21 protein-coding genes are annotated in these 15293 nt (G+C 55.9%); 20 read left to right on the forward strand and 1 reads right to left on the reverse strand.

The features are described from left to right. Window positions 1-2: 2 nt before the first annotated feature. The 6 genes from ssb to DYI20_RS05400 all read left to right on the forward strand — a co-directional run bounded on the left by ssb (window position 3) and on the right by DYI20_RS05400 (window position 3767). Window positions 3-497, forward strand: a complete 495-nt coding sequence (ssb, locus tag DYI20_RS05370; RefSeq protein WP_122549018.1) for a single-stranded DNA-binding protein — start codon at window positions 3-5, stop codon at window positions 495-497. A gap of 89 nt (window positions 498-586) precedes the next feature. Further along, window positions 587-1030: a hypothetical protein gene (locus DYI20_RS05375; RefSeq protein ID WP_122549019.1), complete on the forward strand. Its 444-nt coding sequence runs from the start codon at window positions 587-589 to the stop codon at window positions 1028-1030. Between the two features lie 579 nt (window positions 1031-1609). After that, window positions 1610-2389, forward strand: a complete 780-nt coding sequence (locus DYI20_RS05385) for a hypothetical protein (RefSeq protein WP_147472524.1) — start codon at window positions 1610-1612, stop codon at window positions 2387-2389. Beyond that, complete coding sequence (locus DYI20_RS05390; protein WP_122549022.1) at window positions 2386-2814, forward strand: RusA family crossover junction endodeoxyribonuclease; 429 nt, start codon at window positions 2386-2388, stop codon at window positions 2812-2814. The genes DYI20_RS05385 and DYI20_RS05390 overlap by 4 nt, the downstream gene beginning before the upstream one ends. A gap of 69 nt (window positions 2815-2883) precedes the next feature. Next, complete coding sequence (locus DYI20_RS05395) at window positions 2884-3243, forward strand: hypothetical protein (protein ID WP_122549023.1); 360 nt, start codon at window positions 2884-2886, stop codon at window positions 3241-3243. Continuing rightward, window positions 3240-3767 carry a TFIIB-type zinc finger domain-containing protein gene (locus DYI20_RS05400; RefSeq protein ID WP_122549024.1) on the forward strand — a complete coding sequence of 176 codons (528 nt, stop codon included), beginning with the start codon at window positions 3240-3242 and terminating at the stop codon, window positions 3765-3767. Before DYI20_RS05395 ends, DYI20_RS05400 begins: the two co-directional genes overlap by 4 nt. Here the strand turns inward: DYI20_RS05400 and DYI20_RS05405 are convergent. Continuing rightward, on the reverse strand, window positions 3750-4352 hold the full coding sequence (locus DYI20_RS05405; protein WP_122549025.1) for a hypothetical protein: 603 nt from the start codon (window positions 4350-4352) through the stop codon (window positions 3750-3752). The two genes, DYI20_RS05400 and DYI20_RS05405, sit on opposite strands and share 18 nt — an antisense overlap. A gap of 93 nt (window positions 4353-4445) precedes the next feature. Between DYI20_RS05405 and DYI20_RS05410 the strand changes: the two genes are divergently transcribed. The 14 genes from DYI20_RS05410 to DYI20_RS05475 all read left to right on the forward strand — a co-directional run bounded on the left by DYI20_RS05410 (window position 4446) and on the right by DYI20_RS05475 (window position 15183). Further along, on the forward strand, window positions 4446-4838 hold the full coding sequence (locus tag DYI20_RS05410) for a hypothetical protein (RefSeq protein WP_122549026.1): 393 nt from the start codon (window positions 4446-4448) through the stop codon (window positions 4836-4838). A 285-nt stretch (window positions 4839-5123) separates the two neighbouring features. Then, on the forward strand, window positions 5124-5522 hold the full coding sequence (locus DYI20_RS05415) for a hypothetical protein (protein WP_122549027.1): 399 nt from the start codon (window positions 5124-5126) through the stop codon (window positions 5520-5522). A 163-nt stretch (window positions 5523-5685) separates the two neighbouring features. Continuing rightward, on the forward strand, window positions 5686-6039 hold the full coding sequence (locus DYI20_RS05420; protein WP_122549028.1) for a helix-turn-helix domain-containing protein: 354 nt from the start codon (window positions 5686-5688) through the stop codon (window positions 6037-6039). Beyond that, complete coding sequence (locus DYI20_RS05425; protein ID WP_122549029.1) at window positions 6036-6701, forward strand: helix-turn-helix domain-containing protein; 666 nt, start codon at window positions 6036-6038, stop codon at window positions 6699-6701. Before DYI20_RS05420 ends, DYI20_RS05425 begins: the two co-directional genes overlap by 4 nt. A gap of 338 nt (window positions 6702-7039) precedes the next feature. Continuing rightward, on the forward strand, window positions 7040-7225 hold the full coding sequence (locus tag DYI20_RS05430; RefSeq protein WP_122549030.1) for a hypothetical protein: 186 nt from the start codon (window positions 7040-7042) through the stop codon (window positions 7223-7225). Window positions 7226-7324: 99 nt separating this feature from the next. Further along, complete coding sequence (locus tag DYI20_RS05435) at window positions 7325-7942, forward strand: hypothetical protein (RefSeq protein ID WP_122549031.1); 618 nt, start codon at window positions 7325-7327, stop codon at window positions 7940-7942. 78 nt (window positions 7943-8020) lie between these two features. Further along, complete coding sequence (locus DYI20_RS05440; protein ID WP_122549032.1) at window positions 8021-8434, forward strand: DUF732 domain-containing protein; 414 nt, start codon at window positions 8021-8023, stop codon at window positions 8432-8434. Between the two features lie 22 nt (window positions 8435-8456). Further along, a complete protein-coding gene (locus DYI20_RS05445; RefSeq protein WP_147472526.1) occupies window positions 8457-8906 on the forward strand; it encodes a hypothetical protein in 450 nt (149 codons plus the stop codon). A gap of 23 nt (window positions 8907-8929) precedes the next feature. After that, window positions 8930-10231, forward strand: coding sequence for a PBSX family phage terminase large subunit (locus DYI20_RS05450; RefSeq protein WP_122549034.1), 1302 nt, complete (start codon window positions 8930-8932; stop codon window positions 10229-10231). Further along, window positions 10218-11756: a phage portal protein gene (locus DYI20_RS05455; protein WP_122549035.1), complete on the forward strand. Its 1539-nt coding sequence runs from the start codon at window positions 10218-10220 to the stop codon at window positions 11754-11756. Before DYI20_RS05450 ends, DYI20_RS05455 begins: the two co-directional genes overlap by 14 nt. A 30-nt stretch (window positions 11757-11786) precedes the next feature. Beyond that, window positions 11787-12944, forward strand: coding sequence for a phage minor capsid protein (locus DYI20_RS05460; RefSeq protein ID WP_122549036.1), 1158 nt, complete (start codon window positions 11787-11789; stop codon window positions 12942-12944). Between the two features lie 6 nt (window positions 12945-12950). Next, complete coding sequence (locus tag DYI20_RS05465; protein ID WP_122549037.1) at window positions 12951-13613, forward strand: hypothetical protein; 663 nt, start codon at window positions 12951-12953, stop codon at window positions 13611-13613. Window positions 13614-13633: 20 nt separating this feature from the next. After that, on the forward strand, window positions 13634-14599 hold the full coding sequence (locus DYI20_RS05470) for a major capsid protein (protein ID WP_122549038.1): 966 nt from the start codon (window positions 13634-13636) through the stop codon (window positions 14597-14599). A gap of 209 nt (window positions 14600-14808) precedes the next feature. Then, window positions 14809-15183 carry a hypothetical protein gene (locus tag DYI20_RS05475; protein WP_147472527.1) on the forward strand — a complete coding sequence of 125 codons (375 nt, stop codon included), beginning with the start codon at window positions 14809-14811 and terminating at the stop codon, window positions 15181-15183. Window positions 15184-15293 lie beyond the last annotated feature (110 nt).

Genomic DNA, 15293 nt, shown 5'->3' on the forward strand with positions numbered 1-15293 from the left:
AGATGGCAGGAGAAACACAAGTAACGATCACTGGCCACACGACAGGTGACGCTGAACTGCGGTTCACCAAATCCGGCGACCCGGTCGCGAACTTCACGGTCGCACATAACACCCGGACCTTCGATAAGAACACCCAGCAGTGGGTGGACGGGGACGCCACGTTCTATCGGGTGACGGTGTTCGGTAAACCGGCCGAACCGGTGGCTGAATCGGTGCGCAAGGGCGACAGGGTGACAGTGACTGGTGCCTTGGAGTACCGCGAATACCAGACCAAACAGGGTGAACTCCGTTCGTCCCTGGGCATTAGAGCGTCGGATGTGGGCCTGAGCCTGTGGTTTAAGCCGGCGTACCGGTCTGGGGGCAACGGATGGTCACAACCAGCACCACCACCACAAGCACAACAACCACAACAGGGGCAATTCGCGCCACAGCAACCACCACAGCAACAGCAGGGCCCGTGGGCTGGTAACACCCAGGCCGGGGAAGCACCATTCTAAAACATCGTCGACAGTCTGCACCGGAACCAAGCCGGGCACGGTGTGCAAGCCACCGAGCAGACACAACACACAACATACAGGAGACAACCATGACATACGTGTACGGGGCAACAGGCAACAGCCCGGAGAGACACCATATCCAACAGCTACAGCGCGAATTACAGCACACCAGACAGGTGGCCGAACAAAAACTCCGCGAATACGAGGCCAGAGCACGCCGGGCTGAAGCGAAAGCAAAAAAAGCCTACGACCTAGCAGGCAAAGAAAAAGCGGAACTACAAGAACAGGTGGACAGGTTGAAACAAAAGCACTTGACCAGGTATCGGCGTGATGCCCGGGAAATGCAAAAACTTGAAGAACAGAACCGAAAGCTATCGGACCAGGTGGACGCGCTGAAAACAAAACCCACCGGACCATACCAAGCAGACCTCATCGAACTATTGCAGACGGAGAACAGGAAACTACATCAGCGCGTTCTCTCAGCACAGGCGCGGGCACACCGGACCACACACAGGCTACGAGACACAGCATAAACACACAACACACCTTAGGAGGGCTGAACTTTATGGATTGGGCGACCATCGCCTTCGCGGTAGCCACCACATGCTTCGCAGGAGTAGCAATCATCCTTTGCCTGGTAGCAGACCAGCACGCACGGGCGATACGACACCTAGACCGTGACATCAGGCACCTGTACGCACGGTTGCACGCCATCGAGAGGGAGCAGACAACCACCACAGGGTATGCGCCGTCCGAGACCGTGACCACGACCGAACAAGACTGCAACTAGACAAGCGAGGAATCTCATTGTGACCACTTACGACACGTGCAAAACCTGTGGCCGGAGCATTAGGCCGTGGTCTTGGAAAGCGAAAGACCACCCTGGGACTGTGCGAAAACGGAGAAATGGGATCTGTGGCACCTGCTACCGGCAACTGAACAAAAAAATGACATAACAATGTCACCACATTTTCTCTCGGCCATATCAACCGAACCGTTCACACCAGTAGAAATGGCTTACATACGAGCTATCGAACCGGGATTACACAAATACATCATGGACCGACGCAAACGAGGAATAAAGGGCATCAGATGACCACGACAGAACCGGAGTGCCCAACCTGCCAATGCCCGGCCAGCTTCTGCGCACCACACTGCGACCACGACTGCAACTGGGCGAAATGCCGGTGCGGAACAACCTGGGACCTCAACAACACCACCAACTACTACACGAAACGGAGAACACGATAATGGGACGCAAACTCACTCAGGACGAAATCATCAAGCTATACCAGAGCTTTTGGTATCAAATTGATATCGTCGATCGCAAACCGCCGGTATGGGATCTACTGACCAAATCGAAGCAAGATCGAATCTATCAAGCATTCGACCAGAACATCACGCTAGAAGATCACACGCCAGAACATGACGGCTGGGAACGAGTAGAACCTGGGAACGTGCGGTTCAGGCCCGGCGACATGATACGCAAAATCTATGAGCACGGGTACGGCGACTACAGGTACTACCAAGACTGGCAAGACGTAGTGGAAAGCCAAGACGGGGACTGCGTCACTACCGAAAATAGCTACACGTTAGACATCGGCGATGACGACGAGAGAACTCAACTCTACATCAAGCGTAAACCAGTGGCCCGTCCTGACCTGGAGGAGCACCCGGTCATCAAGGTACTAGACGCTGAATGGCCAAACAACCTAGAAGATGACGAGAAACCGGTCGTGTACGTGGCAAACAGGAAAGAGCGCTACTACGAGGGATTCCTCAACGATGCACACAAAGCCCCCATCATGATGCTGGATCCACACGAGATTTACCGCTGGGAAACACCCACCGGGTGGGAAGAACAACAGTCGAACACCCAGGGGAAGGCATGACACCAGACGAAATCCTCGGACTACCCGAAGGATACCTGCAACTACTCGCACAACAACCGTCCATTGAGTTCACCGTGCCAGGCAACCCAGTACCAAAAGGCAGGCCACGTGTCACTAAAACCGGGCACACCTACACCCCAGAACGAACCCTCAACGCAGAACTCGCCATACTCACCGCGTACACCAAAGCAGGAGGAAAAAAACACCACAAAACGACCACACAGTTCACCGTGACAATGATCTTCGACCTAGACCACCGGCGACGTGTCGACATCGACAATCTCCAAAAAACAGTGCTAGACGGCCTCAACAAGTGGGCATGGGCAGACGACACCCAAGTCACCAAAGTTCACGCCATGAAACGCCACGCACCAAAAGGACAAGCAAAAACAACCATCACCATTTACCAACACGACCCGACATGAGACACGGGAAAAAACAACCCGACACACCCAAAATCACACTACACATCACAGCAATAAAGGAATAAAACGATGAACGCTGAGGAATACCGGCACCGGCTAGACCGGGTAGAAGCACGCAAACGCGACTACTACAGGCACCTAGAAGAAATGCGGTTTGAGCACGACAACTGGGCAAACCTCTTCTCAGATGTGATCTTCAACGAACACACCGGGACAACCGACGACCCAGCCACACGACTAGCACACGAAATCAGGGAATGCCACCGCCACGGCATCTACCTGTACGACCTCGTCGACGAAATCCTCATAGAAGAAACCATCACAACAAACGACTGCACATACGAGGAAGCAAAACAAGACGTCGATAGCTGGAAAACCCTTAGAGACCACCGGCTCACAATGGCAACACTTCGAGAGACCACACCATGACCCAGCAGCTAACCATTTTCGACTACCTGCAACCCGAATCACCAAGCCAAACCAAGGACACCAAGCCAGCAGGGTGGGACACCATGAGCCGCTACCTGAAAAAACGATACGAGAAAGACCCGTGGCGGGTGACACGCGTGTGGGTAGACGACAACCCCTGGGAGAACGTCGACTGGTACTACCAGGACGGCAAATACTACTGCAAAAACTGCCACACCAGGCTATACAACTTCCTCGACACTTGGGAAGGAGCAGGCCACCTTGTCGTCACCAAATGCGCTGCCAACGGTGAAGAGGTCGTGCACATGTGTAGCAAACAAGAAACCTTGGCATGGCACGTATACGTCCACTGGAAACACATAGGCTACACCCAGCCAGACGGCCGACAGGAAGCCCTAGACAAAGCAGACACAGTGTGGGGACACCGCAGAAGAGAATTCTTCCGACTTCTGTCCTGTTGGACCTGGGGGCTACGGAAACGAGCGGAAGACCGCGCAGGTAGCAGGCTAGGGCCGACCACTTAGTTCAGCAATAATAATTATCCACACTTGAAAGGCGAATGCCATGAAACTCGGCCCAGATTCTAGGTCTACATTCTCCAATAGCCAGTCGAGCTGCTTACCGATAACCCAGCCAAGAAGAATTAACACAAGCTCGTCCCCAAACCGGACTTTGCTTATTGACTGTAGCTCCAGCTCTAGTGAAGTGACCCGGTCTTCGAGCTGTTCCTGCGGTGTCGGTGTAGGGGTGGCAACAACACCCACCGTGTCCTGTCCCGTGTACGTTGCGGTCATGGTCCGCCCGGACGGCATGGAAATACTCAACGGTGCCACATTAGGCAAGCTGAGCTGTTGCACGAAACGTGTGGCCGGTAAATCAATTCTCAGCTCGTCTTGCAGTCGTCGCATACGGCCCAGGACGGCGTTGTTCAACGATTCTCCAAGCCGTTCCATCTCGGATAACCAAGGTGGCCTGAACCCTTCCATTGCGTCTAACCAAAGTTTCCTGATCTCGATCGTCAGGGCTGAACCAAAATCTGCGAAGAATTCGGCGGGGAAAGTGTGCTTGAAAAGCGGTGTACCAGTCTGATTATTAGTGGTGTTTTCCATGAAATCAAAAATACCTCACGACATGTTCGTAACGCCACAACACGGCAGGAGTGATGCGAATGACCCAAACGTGCAAGGGAAGGAGCTAATCAGATGAGTGATGGGCTCAAATGGGTTCGGGTAGAAACAGCTATCCCGCGCAACCCGAAAATATTGGAACTGATCGGGTCAAAGGGCGGACACCGTGCGGCAGCCGTCTACATATTCTCCCTGGCATATTCGGGCGAGAATGGGACGTTCGGGTTCATCCCTAAAGCTGGCCTGCCATTCATTCACGCAACCACCAAAGACGCTAACACGCTCGTGCGCGCCAAGTTGTGGGAGGCCGTGGACGGTGGATGGGTGATCCCAGACTGGGACGAATACCAGCCATCAAAGGAGTACATGGAGGAACTGAGCGCCAAGCGGCGGGAGGCCGCAAACGCCAGATGGTCGCGCCAACACCATAAGGTGGGCGGAATGAAAGTCGTTAGGCAGGGGGCATGAACACCACCATGAACCATGCAAAATGCAATGCAAAATGCATGCAAGTTGCAATGCAAAATGCATTCCAAAGTGCAGTGCACCGTGCAATGCAAAATGCTATGCAAGTGCAATGCACGTTAACGTTAACACTCTTAACTCACCTTGGTTACTTAACTCACCTTCCTAAAAACAACAGTTAAAGCTCGTCGGCGAAAAAGGTGACCACAGACCGCGTGCGGGCGCGTACGCGAGGCCGAACCACCCGCCACGACGCCGTCGAAATGACCAGGAGAAATTGATCGAACCATGGCTTACAAGCTTTCGAACGCGGAAGGAAACGCGCTACACCACTTGGCGATTGCGCTCAGACCCGACTGGGTGCGCAACCGGCCCGGCCAGGTGTGGCACCAGCGAGTGACCGATAGCACGTTCCCGCACGCTGTTAGCTTCTTGCACACCATTCACGCGCTGATCGCTTACGCGTCACCGCAAGCTGGGATGCGCACACCAAACCTGTTTCCGCAGTCCGGTGCGCACTGGGACACCACGGTCCCGGCAAGGTCCCAGGAGTTTTTGCCCAGGTGCCAGGATCACGACTGGGAGCCGGCTACCACGTGCTCAGCGTGCTGGGCTGACGTGAAAGTCGGAGACCGGCCCCGGAACATGATCGGAAAACACTACCGGGTCAAACACCGAGACCGCTAACACGCACACCATGCCCGAGGACGCACAAAACCGGGCCTAGAATCGACGAACATACCAGAAACGACCAGACATCCGACCAGGTTCACGAAAGGCCGCCAGAACGGCGCACAAGAAGACACCAACAAACCATGGTCAACCTCTACAGAAACAAAGGGAAATAACCATGAACATCACCACAGAACGAGCGATAGCGAAGAAAATACAACAACTCCGCCTAACACGCGGGTGGACATACCAGGCCCTCGCCGACCGCATGAAAGAAATCGGTCACCCTATTGACCCGAGCGGTATTCACAAGACCGAAAAAGCGGGGCGACGGATAACAGTCAACGAACTCATAGGCTACACGCGAGCATTCGACATAAGAGTCACCCAACTCCTAGGCGAACCAGAAACACCCCAAGAAATCGCCAAACACCAAAACCACAAAAACCGCGAACGACTCCGCCACATCGCCGAAACAGCCCAACACCTATACACCCAAGCACTACAAGACGCCACGGGAGAACAACCATGAACATCAACACCAGCCAACTCATCGGTATGAACATAAAGACTTTGCGCGAAGAGCGCCGTATCACTGCTAAAGAGTTCGGCGAAGAGATGGGGCGACGATTCCCCCGGACAAACAAGAAAGGTGAGAAAGTTACCAAACCCTGGGCACCCTCAGGGGTTTACATGATGGAAGCTGGCAAACGTGCGATGGCCGCCGATGAGATGTTGGCAGTAGCTGACATTCTGAACGTAAACCTCATGGCGCTCTATGACATACCAGAGGCCCTGCCACTAAACGAGATTGAGCACGTAGGGAACGTAACTATCGACTCATACCTCAACATGATCCACGCTGACGGCGAGTCCGAGCTGTTCATGAAGATCTTTCATGCAGCCGTCCAACTTCTAGGCTCAATACGGCGCACCCAAGACCTGTATGAGCGCTTTATCGAGGAAGTGAAACGCGCCAGCGAGGACAGTAACGAGCTGATGTCGGCGTTACGCGATCAACAGTTATTTTCGCATAACCGTATCTATTCACAGTTAGAGGAACAAGCGAGCATAAAACGGGAACCGTTGCCCACGGACCCTCAAGAGCTAAAGAAACTCATAGATTCTCACGAAACACCACTACTCAAAGCAACGAAAGACATCCTCGAAGAAAACAAAACAAACACCCAATAAAAAACAGCCCGGAGAGACACACAAACACGTCTCCCCGGGCCATCCCCCTAAAGCATCACACCCAAACAAGAAAAAGGCACAACAAATAAGGGCCACACCTGGAGGTATGGTCGCCACAAAAATGACTTAGCGCTAAGCGCTCCTTGCGGTAGATACCGTTTACCGCTACGGGCAGTGGCACCATCACTAGCTAGCCACTACAACACCCAGTATACACAAAACGAAAGATTGACAACCACACCGTGGCTAAGATAAAACGCACGCGATAATACCAGAAACAACCAGTCGCACCTGGTATGATAAGGAACACCACAACCACCACCATCAAGGGCTATACGATGCGTGTCACCACACAACACCACTATTCAACCCTCGGCCACCAAATGATTGTCATCACCCCAACCGGCACCACCAAAAAATACCCACAAAACTTTCACGTAGCCCACACCGGTTACACCACCCGGCAACTACCCCAACTACTACGCCGTATCGCAGACAACCTCACCCAGACCAGTCGCCCATGACCAACCGCACACCATGCTGGTTATGCCAACGACCCGGGACAATCCAAACCAGCCCCGGGTCCTGGGCTTAACAGCACTGTATGACAGGAGAAGGAAGTATTGGCCAACACCTGTGACCACGAATGCGAAACACCATGGTGCGACCGGCCAGCACCACACACCACCGTCTGCTACCACTGCGCCAACACGGTCCGTGACCAGTTCGACCAGATCACCACACAAGACCTGTACACCCTCCACCAAGTCGCCATCGGCCAAGAACAGCCAGCGACAATCAACAAAGAAAAACGAAACACCAGGACCAGTGACGGCGACATCCGGTTCAACATCTGGCAAACCTGGTGGAACCTCACACACCACTGGCCAGGGCTCATGGACGCACTACCAGCCCGCAAAGATGCCGCCAAAGTAGTGACCGGTTGCACCAGCGACATGAACCAGGCGCACGCCATCCTGTACGGGGAAAACACAGACAAGCTAACCCCCGCTGAAGTTGCCGAAAAAATGCGGGACCACGCGTTCGACGCCCGCACCCCACCCGACCTGTCACAATGGTTCAAAAACGAGCTAGGAATCCACATCACCGCACGCCGAATACAACAGCTCGTCAAAGACGGCACCATCGAACCAGAAAGGCGCACCAAAGGCGGACACGTCACCGTGCGCCCCGTATCCCTATACCGGTACCTGATCCGAAAACAACTACCAAACACCTAGTTGAAACTGGTACAATACGAAACAGTGGGTCAACGACCGTGCCCAAAACCCAGGGACGATCACACTACACTTGAGAACATGAACACCACCACCACACGCACCCTCACCACCATCAGCCTCATCACACTCGCCCTCACAGGGTGCACCCAAACCCAAGAAGAACCCACCACACCACAAACCAGCCCAGATACCACCCTGCAAGACAACGCCTACATCCAACAACTAGGCGACCACTACGTCACCGGCAACAGGGAAGAACTACTCCATATCGGCTACGAACACGTGTGCTACCTCCTCGAAGAACAACAAACCATCAACGGGCGAGTCATCCAAGGAACCATCAGTAGCACAGCCGACAACAACGACATACAACCCTACACAGCCGGACGAATCGTCGAAGCCTCCACCGACTACCTCTGCCCTGAAGTACAAAACAACTTCGAACCAGACGTCTACCAAACCGGCCCATACAAAAACAAAACATTCTACTAAGCCGCACGCCCAGGAGGTGACCGTGGCAAAACACAAACCAACGCCACGCACCTACCCCAAAGAAGTGCGCGAACAAGCCATCCACTACTGGACCACCCTAGGCCCCAGCGAAGCAGCCAAAAAAACCGGCATCGCACGATCAACAATCAACCGGTGGGCCAAACAAGCCGGGGCACAAAAAACACCAAACAACACCACAAGGGCCGCCACCAAAGCACGACTAGAAAAAATACGGGCACTCAGAACACAAGAAGCCCTCGCCACCATGGAAACCGCAGTCCGGTTACGCCAACAAATGGACACCTCAGACTGGGACTCCAGACAAAAACGCGACCAAATGACCGCGTACGGTATCGCCATCGACAAATCCCAACAACTAGAACGCTTCGACGATGACGGCGGGATATCCGACACCATCAGCCTCATAGAGATGATCGCCGACAAACTCGGCATACCCAACGACACCAAATAACAAAACAAGGGGGGGTGAACCGCATGCCCACACTCGACGGGCTCCTCTCCCCTAAGCAACACCAGTACCTCACCGGATCTCACCACCGCGTCAACCTCACCACCGGCGCCATCCGGTCCGGAAAAACACTCGTCACACTCATCCGCTGGGTAACCTTCATCATCAGGGCACCACGCGGCGGCGAACTCATCATGGTCGGGCGCACACGCGACAGTGTGTGGCGAAACTGTGTGAGCGTCCTCCAAGACCCCAACCTGTTCGGACCCATCGCCACACAAGTCAAAGGCAACTACGGGGCACCCACAATCAACGCGTTAGGGCGCACCATCCACATTATTGGCGCCTCCGACGCCAAAGCAGAAAAAACCATTCGCGGCCTCACCGTGTCCGGCGCGTACGTTGACGAGCTCACCACCATCGACGAACAATTCTTCACCCAACTGTTAGGGCGCATGTCCGTGCCCGGGGCCAAACTGTTCGCCTCCACCAACCCTGAAGGGCCAGCGCACTGGGCGAAAACAAAATTCATAGACCGCATCGGTGGAGACCTCAAAGACTGGGGGCACTGGGCGTTCACCATCGACGACAACCCATCCCTAGAAGAAACCTACAAGAATTCGATCAAAAAAGAATTCACCGGAGTCTGGTACGAACGATTCATTGAGGGCAAATGGGTCGCCGGCGAAGGCGCCATCTTCAACATGTGGGACCCGCAACACCACATTATTCGTTGGGACGAACTGCCACCTATGGCCGAACTCCTAGCCGTCGGAGTGGACTACGGTACATCCAACGCCACCGCCGCAATCAGCCTTGGTATAGGACTCGACGGTGACCTGTACGCGCTCCACGAATGGTCACACTCTGGACGCGACACCCGGCAACCACTCACCGACGCACAACTAGCAAACCATTTAGAAACCTGGCTGGCCATCCCACACGCACCAGACGACCCGCGCACCCCACGCCACATCATCCTCGACCCGTCCGCCGCCAGCTTCCACACCGAACTGGCCACCAGGGGCACGCACGCCACACCAGCAGACAACAACGTGCTGTACGGCATCCGCACCCTAGCGTCCCTCCTATCCCAGGGCCGACTACATGTGGCAGACACGTGCAAAACGCTAATCGAAGAAATGCCCGGCTACGCGTGGGACCCGAAAGCCACCGAGAACGGTGAAGACAAACCCATCAAACGCGCCGACCACGCTATAGACGCACTACGCTACGCGGTCGTCACCACAGAACAACACTGGAAACCAATACACGTCAGACAAACAAAACAACGCCCAGGGGAAGGAGAACAACATGCCATTGCCTGAAACCTCCATACCCTGGCCACCCAAACAACACGAACCCGCCTACCAGGCCATGCGAGTCCACGACGCCTGGTACACCGGCAACACCGACGCCCTGTCCAGCGAATACGCGGGAACCCTACGGCCACGCAACCGCCCATTACAGTACGCCGGCGGAATGATCGGCGCCGTCTCCAGAATGTTCTGGGGCAAACCCGCACCAGCCGGAGAAACCCGCACCCGCCTACACGTGCCCGTCCCAGCAGACCTCGCCACCATCAGCGCCGACCTGCTCTTCTCCGAAGCCCCACGCATCCTGTTAGACGAGGACGCGCCAGAACACATGAAAACACGGGTAGACCAGGTCGCCAACACCCCGACCATGCACTCCACACTGTTAGAAGCAGCAGAAGTAGCCGCCGCACTGTGTGGCGTGTACTTGCGAGCCGTGTGGGACACCAGCTTCACCGACCACGTGATGGTGGATGTGGTGCACCCGGACCGGGCCTACCCAGAATTCAGGTGGGGTGTGCTCACCGCTGTCACATTCTGGACCGTCCTGGAAGACACTGACACGCGTGTGGTGTACCGTCACCTCGAACGACACGAACCGGGCGTGATCTTGCACGGCCTATATAAGGGAGACCATTCGCATTTGGGCCAACAGGTTCCGCTCGTCGACCACCCCGACACGGCATGGTTGGCTGACGTGGTGGACAGCGAGTCCGGTATTCCCACCGGTGAGACCACACTCACCGCCACCTATATCCCGAACATGATGCCCTCCCGGGTGTGGCGGACCAGCCACCAGCTGGCACCCCTTGGCCGGTCAGACTATGAGGGGGTCGAACCATTATTCGATGCCCTGGACGAAACATATTCGTCGTGGATGCGCGATATTCGGTTGGCTAAAGCCCGGCTGATTGTCCCAAATTCTATGCTAGAAACACGTGGCCCAGGGCGCGGGACCGTCTTTGATGCGGACCGTGAGATCTATGATGGCATGGACTTTCTCGGGTCCATGCAACAAACACCCACCATTGAAGCCCACCAGTTTGGGATACGCCATGAGGAGCACCGGAGCACGGCGTTAGAGCTGGTGCGCGCAATCCTGCGAAGTGCAGGCTATTCGCCCTCAACTTTTGGTGATGACCCGATGGCCGTGTCTACTACGGCAACCGAGGTGAAGGCCCGCGAAAACATGTCGAAACGCACCAGGGCCAAAAAGACCAGGTACTGGTCGTCACGGTTGGGGCCATTCATTCAAACAGTGTTGAACATTGACGCCACCATTTACGGGGGCGAACGCTACGACACACCGCCACAAGTGAAATTCCAAGAAACCATCCAACAAGACCAACACGAGCTGGCACAAACAGCCAAGGACCTGCGCGTCGCAGAGGTCGCCTCAACCGACACGATGGTGCGCATGCTCCACCCGAACTGGGACCGTGACGCCGTCAACGACGAAGTCCAAAAGATTGTGGCAGAACGCGCCACCGACTACCCGATAGTTGACCCTGGGACACTGTACCGGGCAGATAACTAAACACCACAACACCACACAACGGGGGCTGGCATGGTCATCAAATGGACACCACCGGCCGCCACACCACTGAACGAACTCGTCGAAGACATTGCGCACAGGGTGGCCAGCGCGTACGCGCAAGCAGAACACCAGCTGATCGTAGAACTAGCGAACAAGCCACCGGAAACACTCGGGTGGGATGCACAAAACTGGCGGACACTACAAAAAGGCAGGGTCACCGCCGACACCCTTGTCAAACATTTAGAAAACATCACCGGCGACGAAATCCGGCTCCTGATCGAACGGGCACAACAAGAAGGGTTAGCTTCAGCGCTCGCACAGCTACGGTCACTACCACTCGGTGACCTGATGACAGGGAGCATGGCGCCGGCCGCCTACAGCATCGCCTCAGACCTACACAGCGCACTGACTGATGTGCGGGCAAGAATATTGCGTGCACCAGACGACATTTACCGGAGCATCATTGGTGACAGTGTGCTTCATGCTGTGGTGGCTGGGGGTAACCGTGAACGCGACCAGGCCAGGCCGTGGCGGGAACTCATCAACCGTGGTATCACCGGGTTTACGGACCGGGCCGGGCGTCGTTGGAACCTGGCCTCCTATGTGGAAATGGCGTCACGGACCGCCACGGCACGAGCATACCGGGCACAACACGAACACACCATGAAAAACAACGGTGTCCGGTTCTGCAAGATCGTGGGCGGTAACGACATGTGCGAACAGTGCGGGCCATGGGCGAACCGTGTTCTCGCCATGGACGGCACACCAGCAGGCACCTACCACCTGGACAGCATGGTGGACGACAGTGTTGTGACCATCAACGTGGACGCCACCATCGAAGACGCCAGAACGAACGGGCTATTCCACCCAAACTGTCGGTGCATCCAGGTCGCCTACCTGCCAGGGGTCGAACCCGTGATACAGGCCCCAACATACGATGCCGGGCTGGAGAAAGAGCGCGACCGGCTCCGACACCTAGAACGCGAAACACGGCGAGCAAAACGCGAAATGCTCATCACACCGTCACCAGAAACTGCGACCAGAATCCAACAGTTAGACAACATGATCCAAGACCATGTCGAAAAAACTGGACTCAACCGCAAACGGTACCGCGAAAACCTAAACCTCGGACACAAACCGGCCAGAAGAAAACGACCACCACAACCCAATCGTTTACCCAGGAGGTAACCACACATGAGCGACAACAACACTAACACCGGTGAACACCAGCCCACCACAGAAGGTGCCAGCCAGGACACGACCGGGCAACAAGAACAAGCCCAGACACAGGACACCGGGCAACACCACAACGCTGACACCGACCAAAAACAAACCCACCCATGGGACAACCCAGACACCGCGAAAGCCGAAATTGAACGGCTACGACGCGAAAACGCCCGCGACCGCACCACCTCACGCGACAATGCGGCACAACAAGCACGCGAAGAAATCAGCCAACAAATCGGCAAAGCCCTAGGCATCATCAACGACACCGACAGTGCACCAGACCCCGCAAAACTCACCGAACAGGTCGAACAAGCACGCAACCGGGAACGACAAGCAATCATCGAACTAGCCGTACACCGGTCAGCCATCAAACACGGGGCAGACCCGGAGGCACTCCTCGACTCCCGGGCGTTCATCAACCAGCTAGGAGACATCGACCCGACGGGCGAAAACTTCGACGAAACCATTGAGACAACCATCGCCGACGCGGTGGACAACAACCCCAGACTACGGTCCGCAGGCCAGGTGCCCAACCGGTCCGGCGGGGAACTCAACAACGGGCAAAAAGAAGCCCAAAAGAAAACCCCAGAACAACTAGCCGACCTCATTAGAGGCAAAAACCGGTTCTAACCACAGAAAGGAACAAGGAGATGGCGAACCGACTTGTCAAAGCCGAAACCCTTGTGGACGCCGCACTCGGCCTGCTGACCAAAGAGGTCATCCTGCCGAACCTGGTGTGGCGTGACGCAGAATCCAACTACCAGGGCGCCGTTGGGCCACGTGGCGACACGGTCAAGATTCGACGCCCCGCCGAGCTCACCCCCGCCCGCGAACTGGCATGGCGTGACAGCAACCGTGAAATTGTCACCGACGACCTGGTCGAGGGCTACCACGAAGTGAAGCTGGACACCTACCTGTACAAGGCTGTCCAGTTGTTGCGTGAAGAACAAACCCTGGACATTGCCGATTTTGGTGCCCAGGTGCTCACCCCCATGGTGAATGTTGTCGCCGAGGGCGCAGAACAGCGCATCGCCGAAACCATCCGCGAGGCCCCCTATAAGGAAACCATTACCGCCGGCACTGGTGACCGTGCCGTGTACAACTCGCTGGTTGACGCGAACAAGTTCCTCAACCAGCACCGTGTGCCCCGTATTGGTCGTGTCGCCGTTGTTGGTTCCGAAGTGGAAGCACGCGCACTGAAGGATCCCACCCTGGTGGATGTGGACCGTTCCGGTTCAGATTCGGCACTGCGTGACGCACAGATTGGTCGCATCGCCGGCCACAACATGTACGGCTCTGACGTGATCGACCCGAACGCCTTGTACGTGTTCCACCCGACCGCGTTCCCCGCCGTGTTCCGTGCACCCAACCCTGCACGGTCGGTGCCATTCTCCTCGTCTGCTGTCAGTGCAGGCGTGGCCATGACCTATTGGGAGTCCTTGGACTCACGGAACGACTCGGACCGCGCATTCCTTGGCACTTTCTTGGGTGTCAACCATATCGAGGATTTGGCCGACCCGACCGACCCGACCGGTGATACCGAGTTTGTGCGTGGTGTGAAGATCGTGTTTGACGATGACACCACCCCTGACACCACCCCTGATGTGGCACCGTAACCGCAGGAGGTCAAATTATGGCTTGGAAGCACAAAGTGCCATCGTTCAAGACCGGTGAACCGGGTTTCACTGACAAACTAAACCGGTTAGCGGACGCGGTCCGCGAAACCCGGGCAACCATTGATGCGCACAACAAGGCTGGCGGGTCCACGTCCGGGCGATCCACCAGCGAAACAAACAGTTAGTAGGTGACGGTAACCGTGGTGAGAGTGTACGCGACACCAGGTGACCTGCCAGCAGATTTGGCGGGCCTACCTGACGTGCAGGACCGTATCGTTGAAGCCTCCCTGGTGGTGGCAGAACTCACCCGGTCAGCCGTCTACCAAACCACCAGCGACGGACACCCAGCCAATCGTGACGTGGCGGAAACGTTCAAGCAGGCAACCATCATGCAGGTGGCGTGGTCTGACGAAGTTACCGGCGGGGCCGGCGACTACACGAACACACCATCACAGCTTGGTTCACTCAAGTTCGACGCCACCGGACCAGCCACCACTGGGGCGCCAGAAAAAGTGAACCCGAACGTGGTACGACTACTCAAACTGGAAGGACTCATCAACCCGACAGTTGGTGGTGCCACGTGAGAACACCACGCATCCCAGGGCGCCTACTCCCCCACACGATTGTGGTCGAACCACACTTGGGGGCTGGCGCGTACGGCGACCGGTGGGGCGAACCAGTGCACCGGCCAAGA

The sequence above is a fragment of the Auritidibacter ignavus genome (assembly GCF_003703835.1).
Classification (GTDB): Bacteria; Actinomycetota; Actinomycetes; order Actinomycetales; family Micrococcaceae; genus Auritidibacter; species Auritidibacter ignavus.

Excerpts from the sequence above, each read along its gene's own strand:
- ssb (WP_122549018.1), top strand. The coding sequence starts at position 3 with ATGGCAGGAGAAACACAAGTAACGATCACTGGCCACACGACAGGTGAC.
- DYI20_RS05375 (WP_122549019.1), top strand. The coding sequence starts at position 587 with ATGACATACGTGTACGGGGCAACAGGCAACAGCCCGGAGAGACACCAT.
- DYI20_RS05390 (WP_122549022.1), top strand. The coding sequence starts at position 2,386 with ATGACACCAGACGAAATCCTCGGACTACCCGAAGGATACCTGCAACTA.
- DYI20_RS05395 (WP_122549023.1), top strand. The coding sequence starts at position 2,884 with ATGAACGCTGAGGAATACCGGCACCGGCTAGACCGGGTAGAAGCACGC.
- DYI20_RS05400 (WP_122549024.1), top strand. The coding sequence starts at position 3,240 with ATGACCCAGCAGCTAACCATTTTCGACTACCTGCAACCCGAATCACCA.
- DYI20_RS05405 (WP_122549025.1), bottom strand. The coding sequence starts at position 4,352 with ATGGAAAACACCACTAATAATCAGACTGGTACACCGCTTTTCAAGCAC.
- DYI20_RS05410 (WP_122549026.1), top strand. The coding sequence starts at position 4,446 with ATGAGTGATGGGCTCAAATGGGTTCGGGTAGAAACAGCTATCCCGCGC.
- DYI20_RS05415 (WP_122549027.1), top strand. The coding sequence starts at position 5,124 with ATGGCTTACAAGCTTTCGAACGCGGAAGGAAACGCGCTACACCACTTG.
- DYI20_RS05420 (WP_122549028.1), top strand. The coding sequence starts at position 5,686 with ATGAACATCACCACAGAACGAGCGATAGCGAAGAAAATACAACAACTC.
- DYI20_RS05425 (WP_122549029.1), top strand. The coding sequence starts at position 6,036 with ATGAACATCAACACCAGCCAACTCATCGGTATGAACATAAAGACTTTG.
- DYI20_RS05430 (WP_122549030.1), top strand. The coding sequence starts at position 7,040 with ATGCGTGTCACCACACAACACCACTATTCAACCCTCGGCCACCAAATG.
- DYI20_RS05440 (WP_122549032.1), top strand. The coding sequence starts at position 8,021 with ATGAACACCACCACCACACGCACCCTCACCACCATCAGCCTCATCACA.
- DYI20_RS05450 (WP_122549034.1), top strand. The coding sequence starts at position 8,930 with ATGCCCACACTCGACGGGCTCCTCTCCCCTAAGCAACACCAGTACCTC.
- DYI20_RS05455 (WP_122549035.1), top strand. The coding sequence starts at position 10,218 with ATGCCATTGCCTGAAACCTCCATACCCTGGCCACCCAAACAACACGAA.
- DYI20_RS05460 (WP_122549036.1), top strand. The coding sequence starts at position 11,787 with ATGGTCATCAAATGGACACCACCGGCCGCCACACCACTGAACGAACTC.
- DYI20_RS05465 (WP_122549037.1), top strand. The coding sequence starts at position 12,951 with ATGAGCGACAACAACACTAACACCGGTGAACACCAGCCCACCACAGAA.
- DYI20_RS05470 (WP_122549038.1), top strand. The coding sequence starts at position 13,634 with ATGGCGAACCGACTTGTCAAAGCCGAAACCCTTGTGGACGCCGCACTC.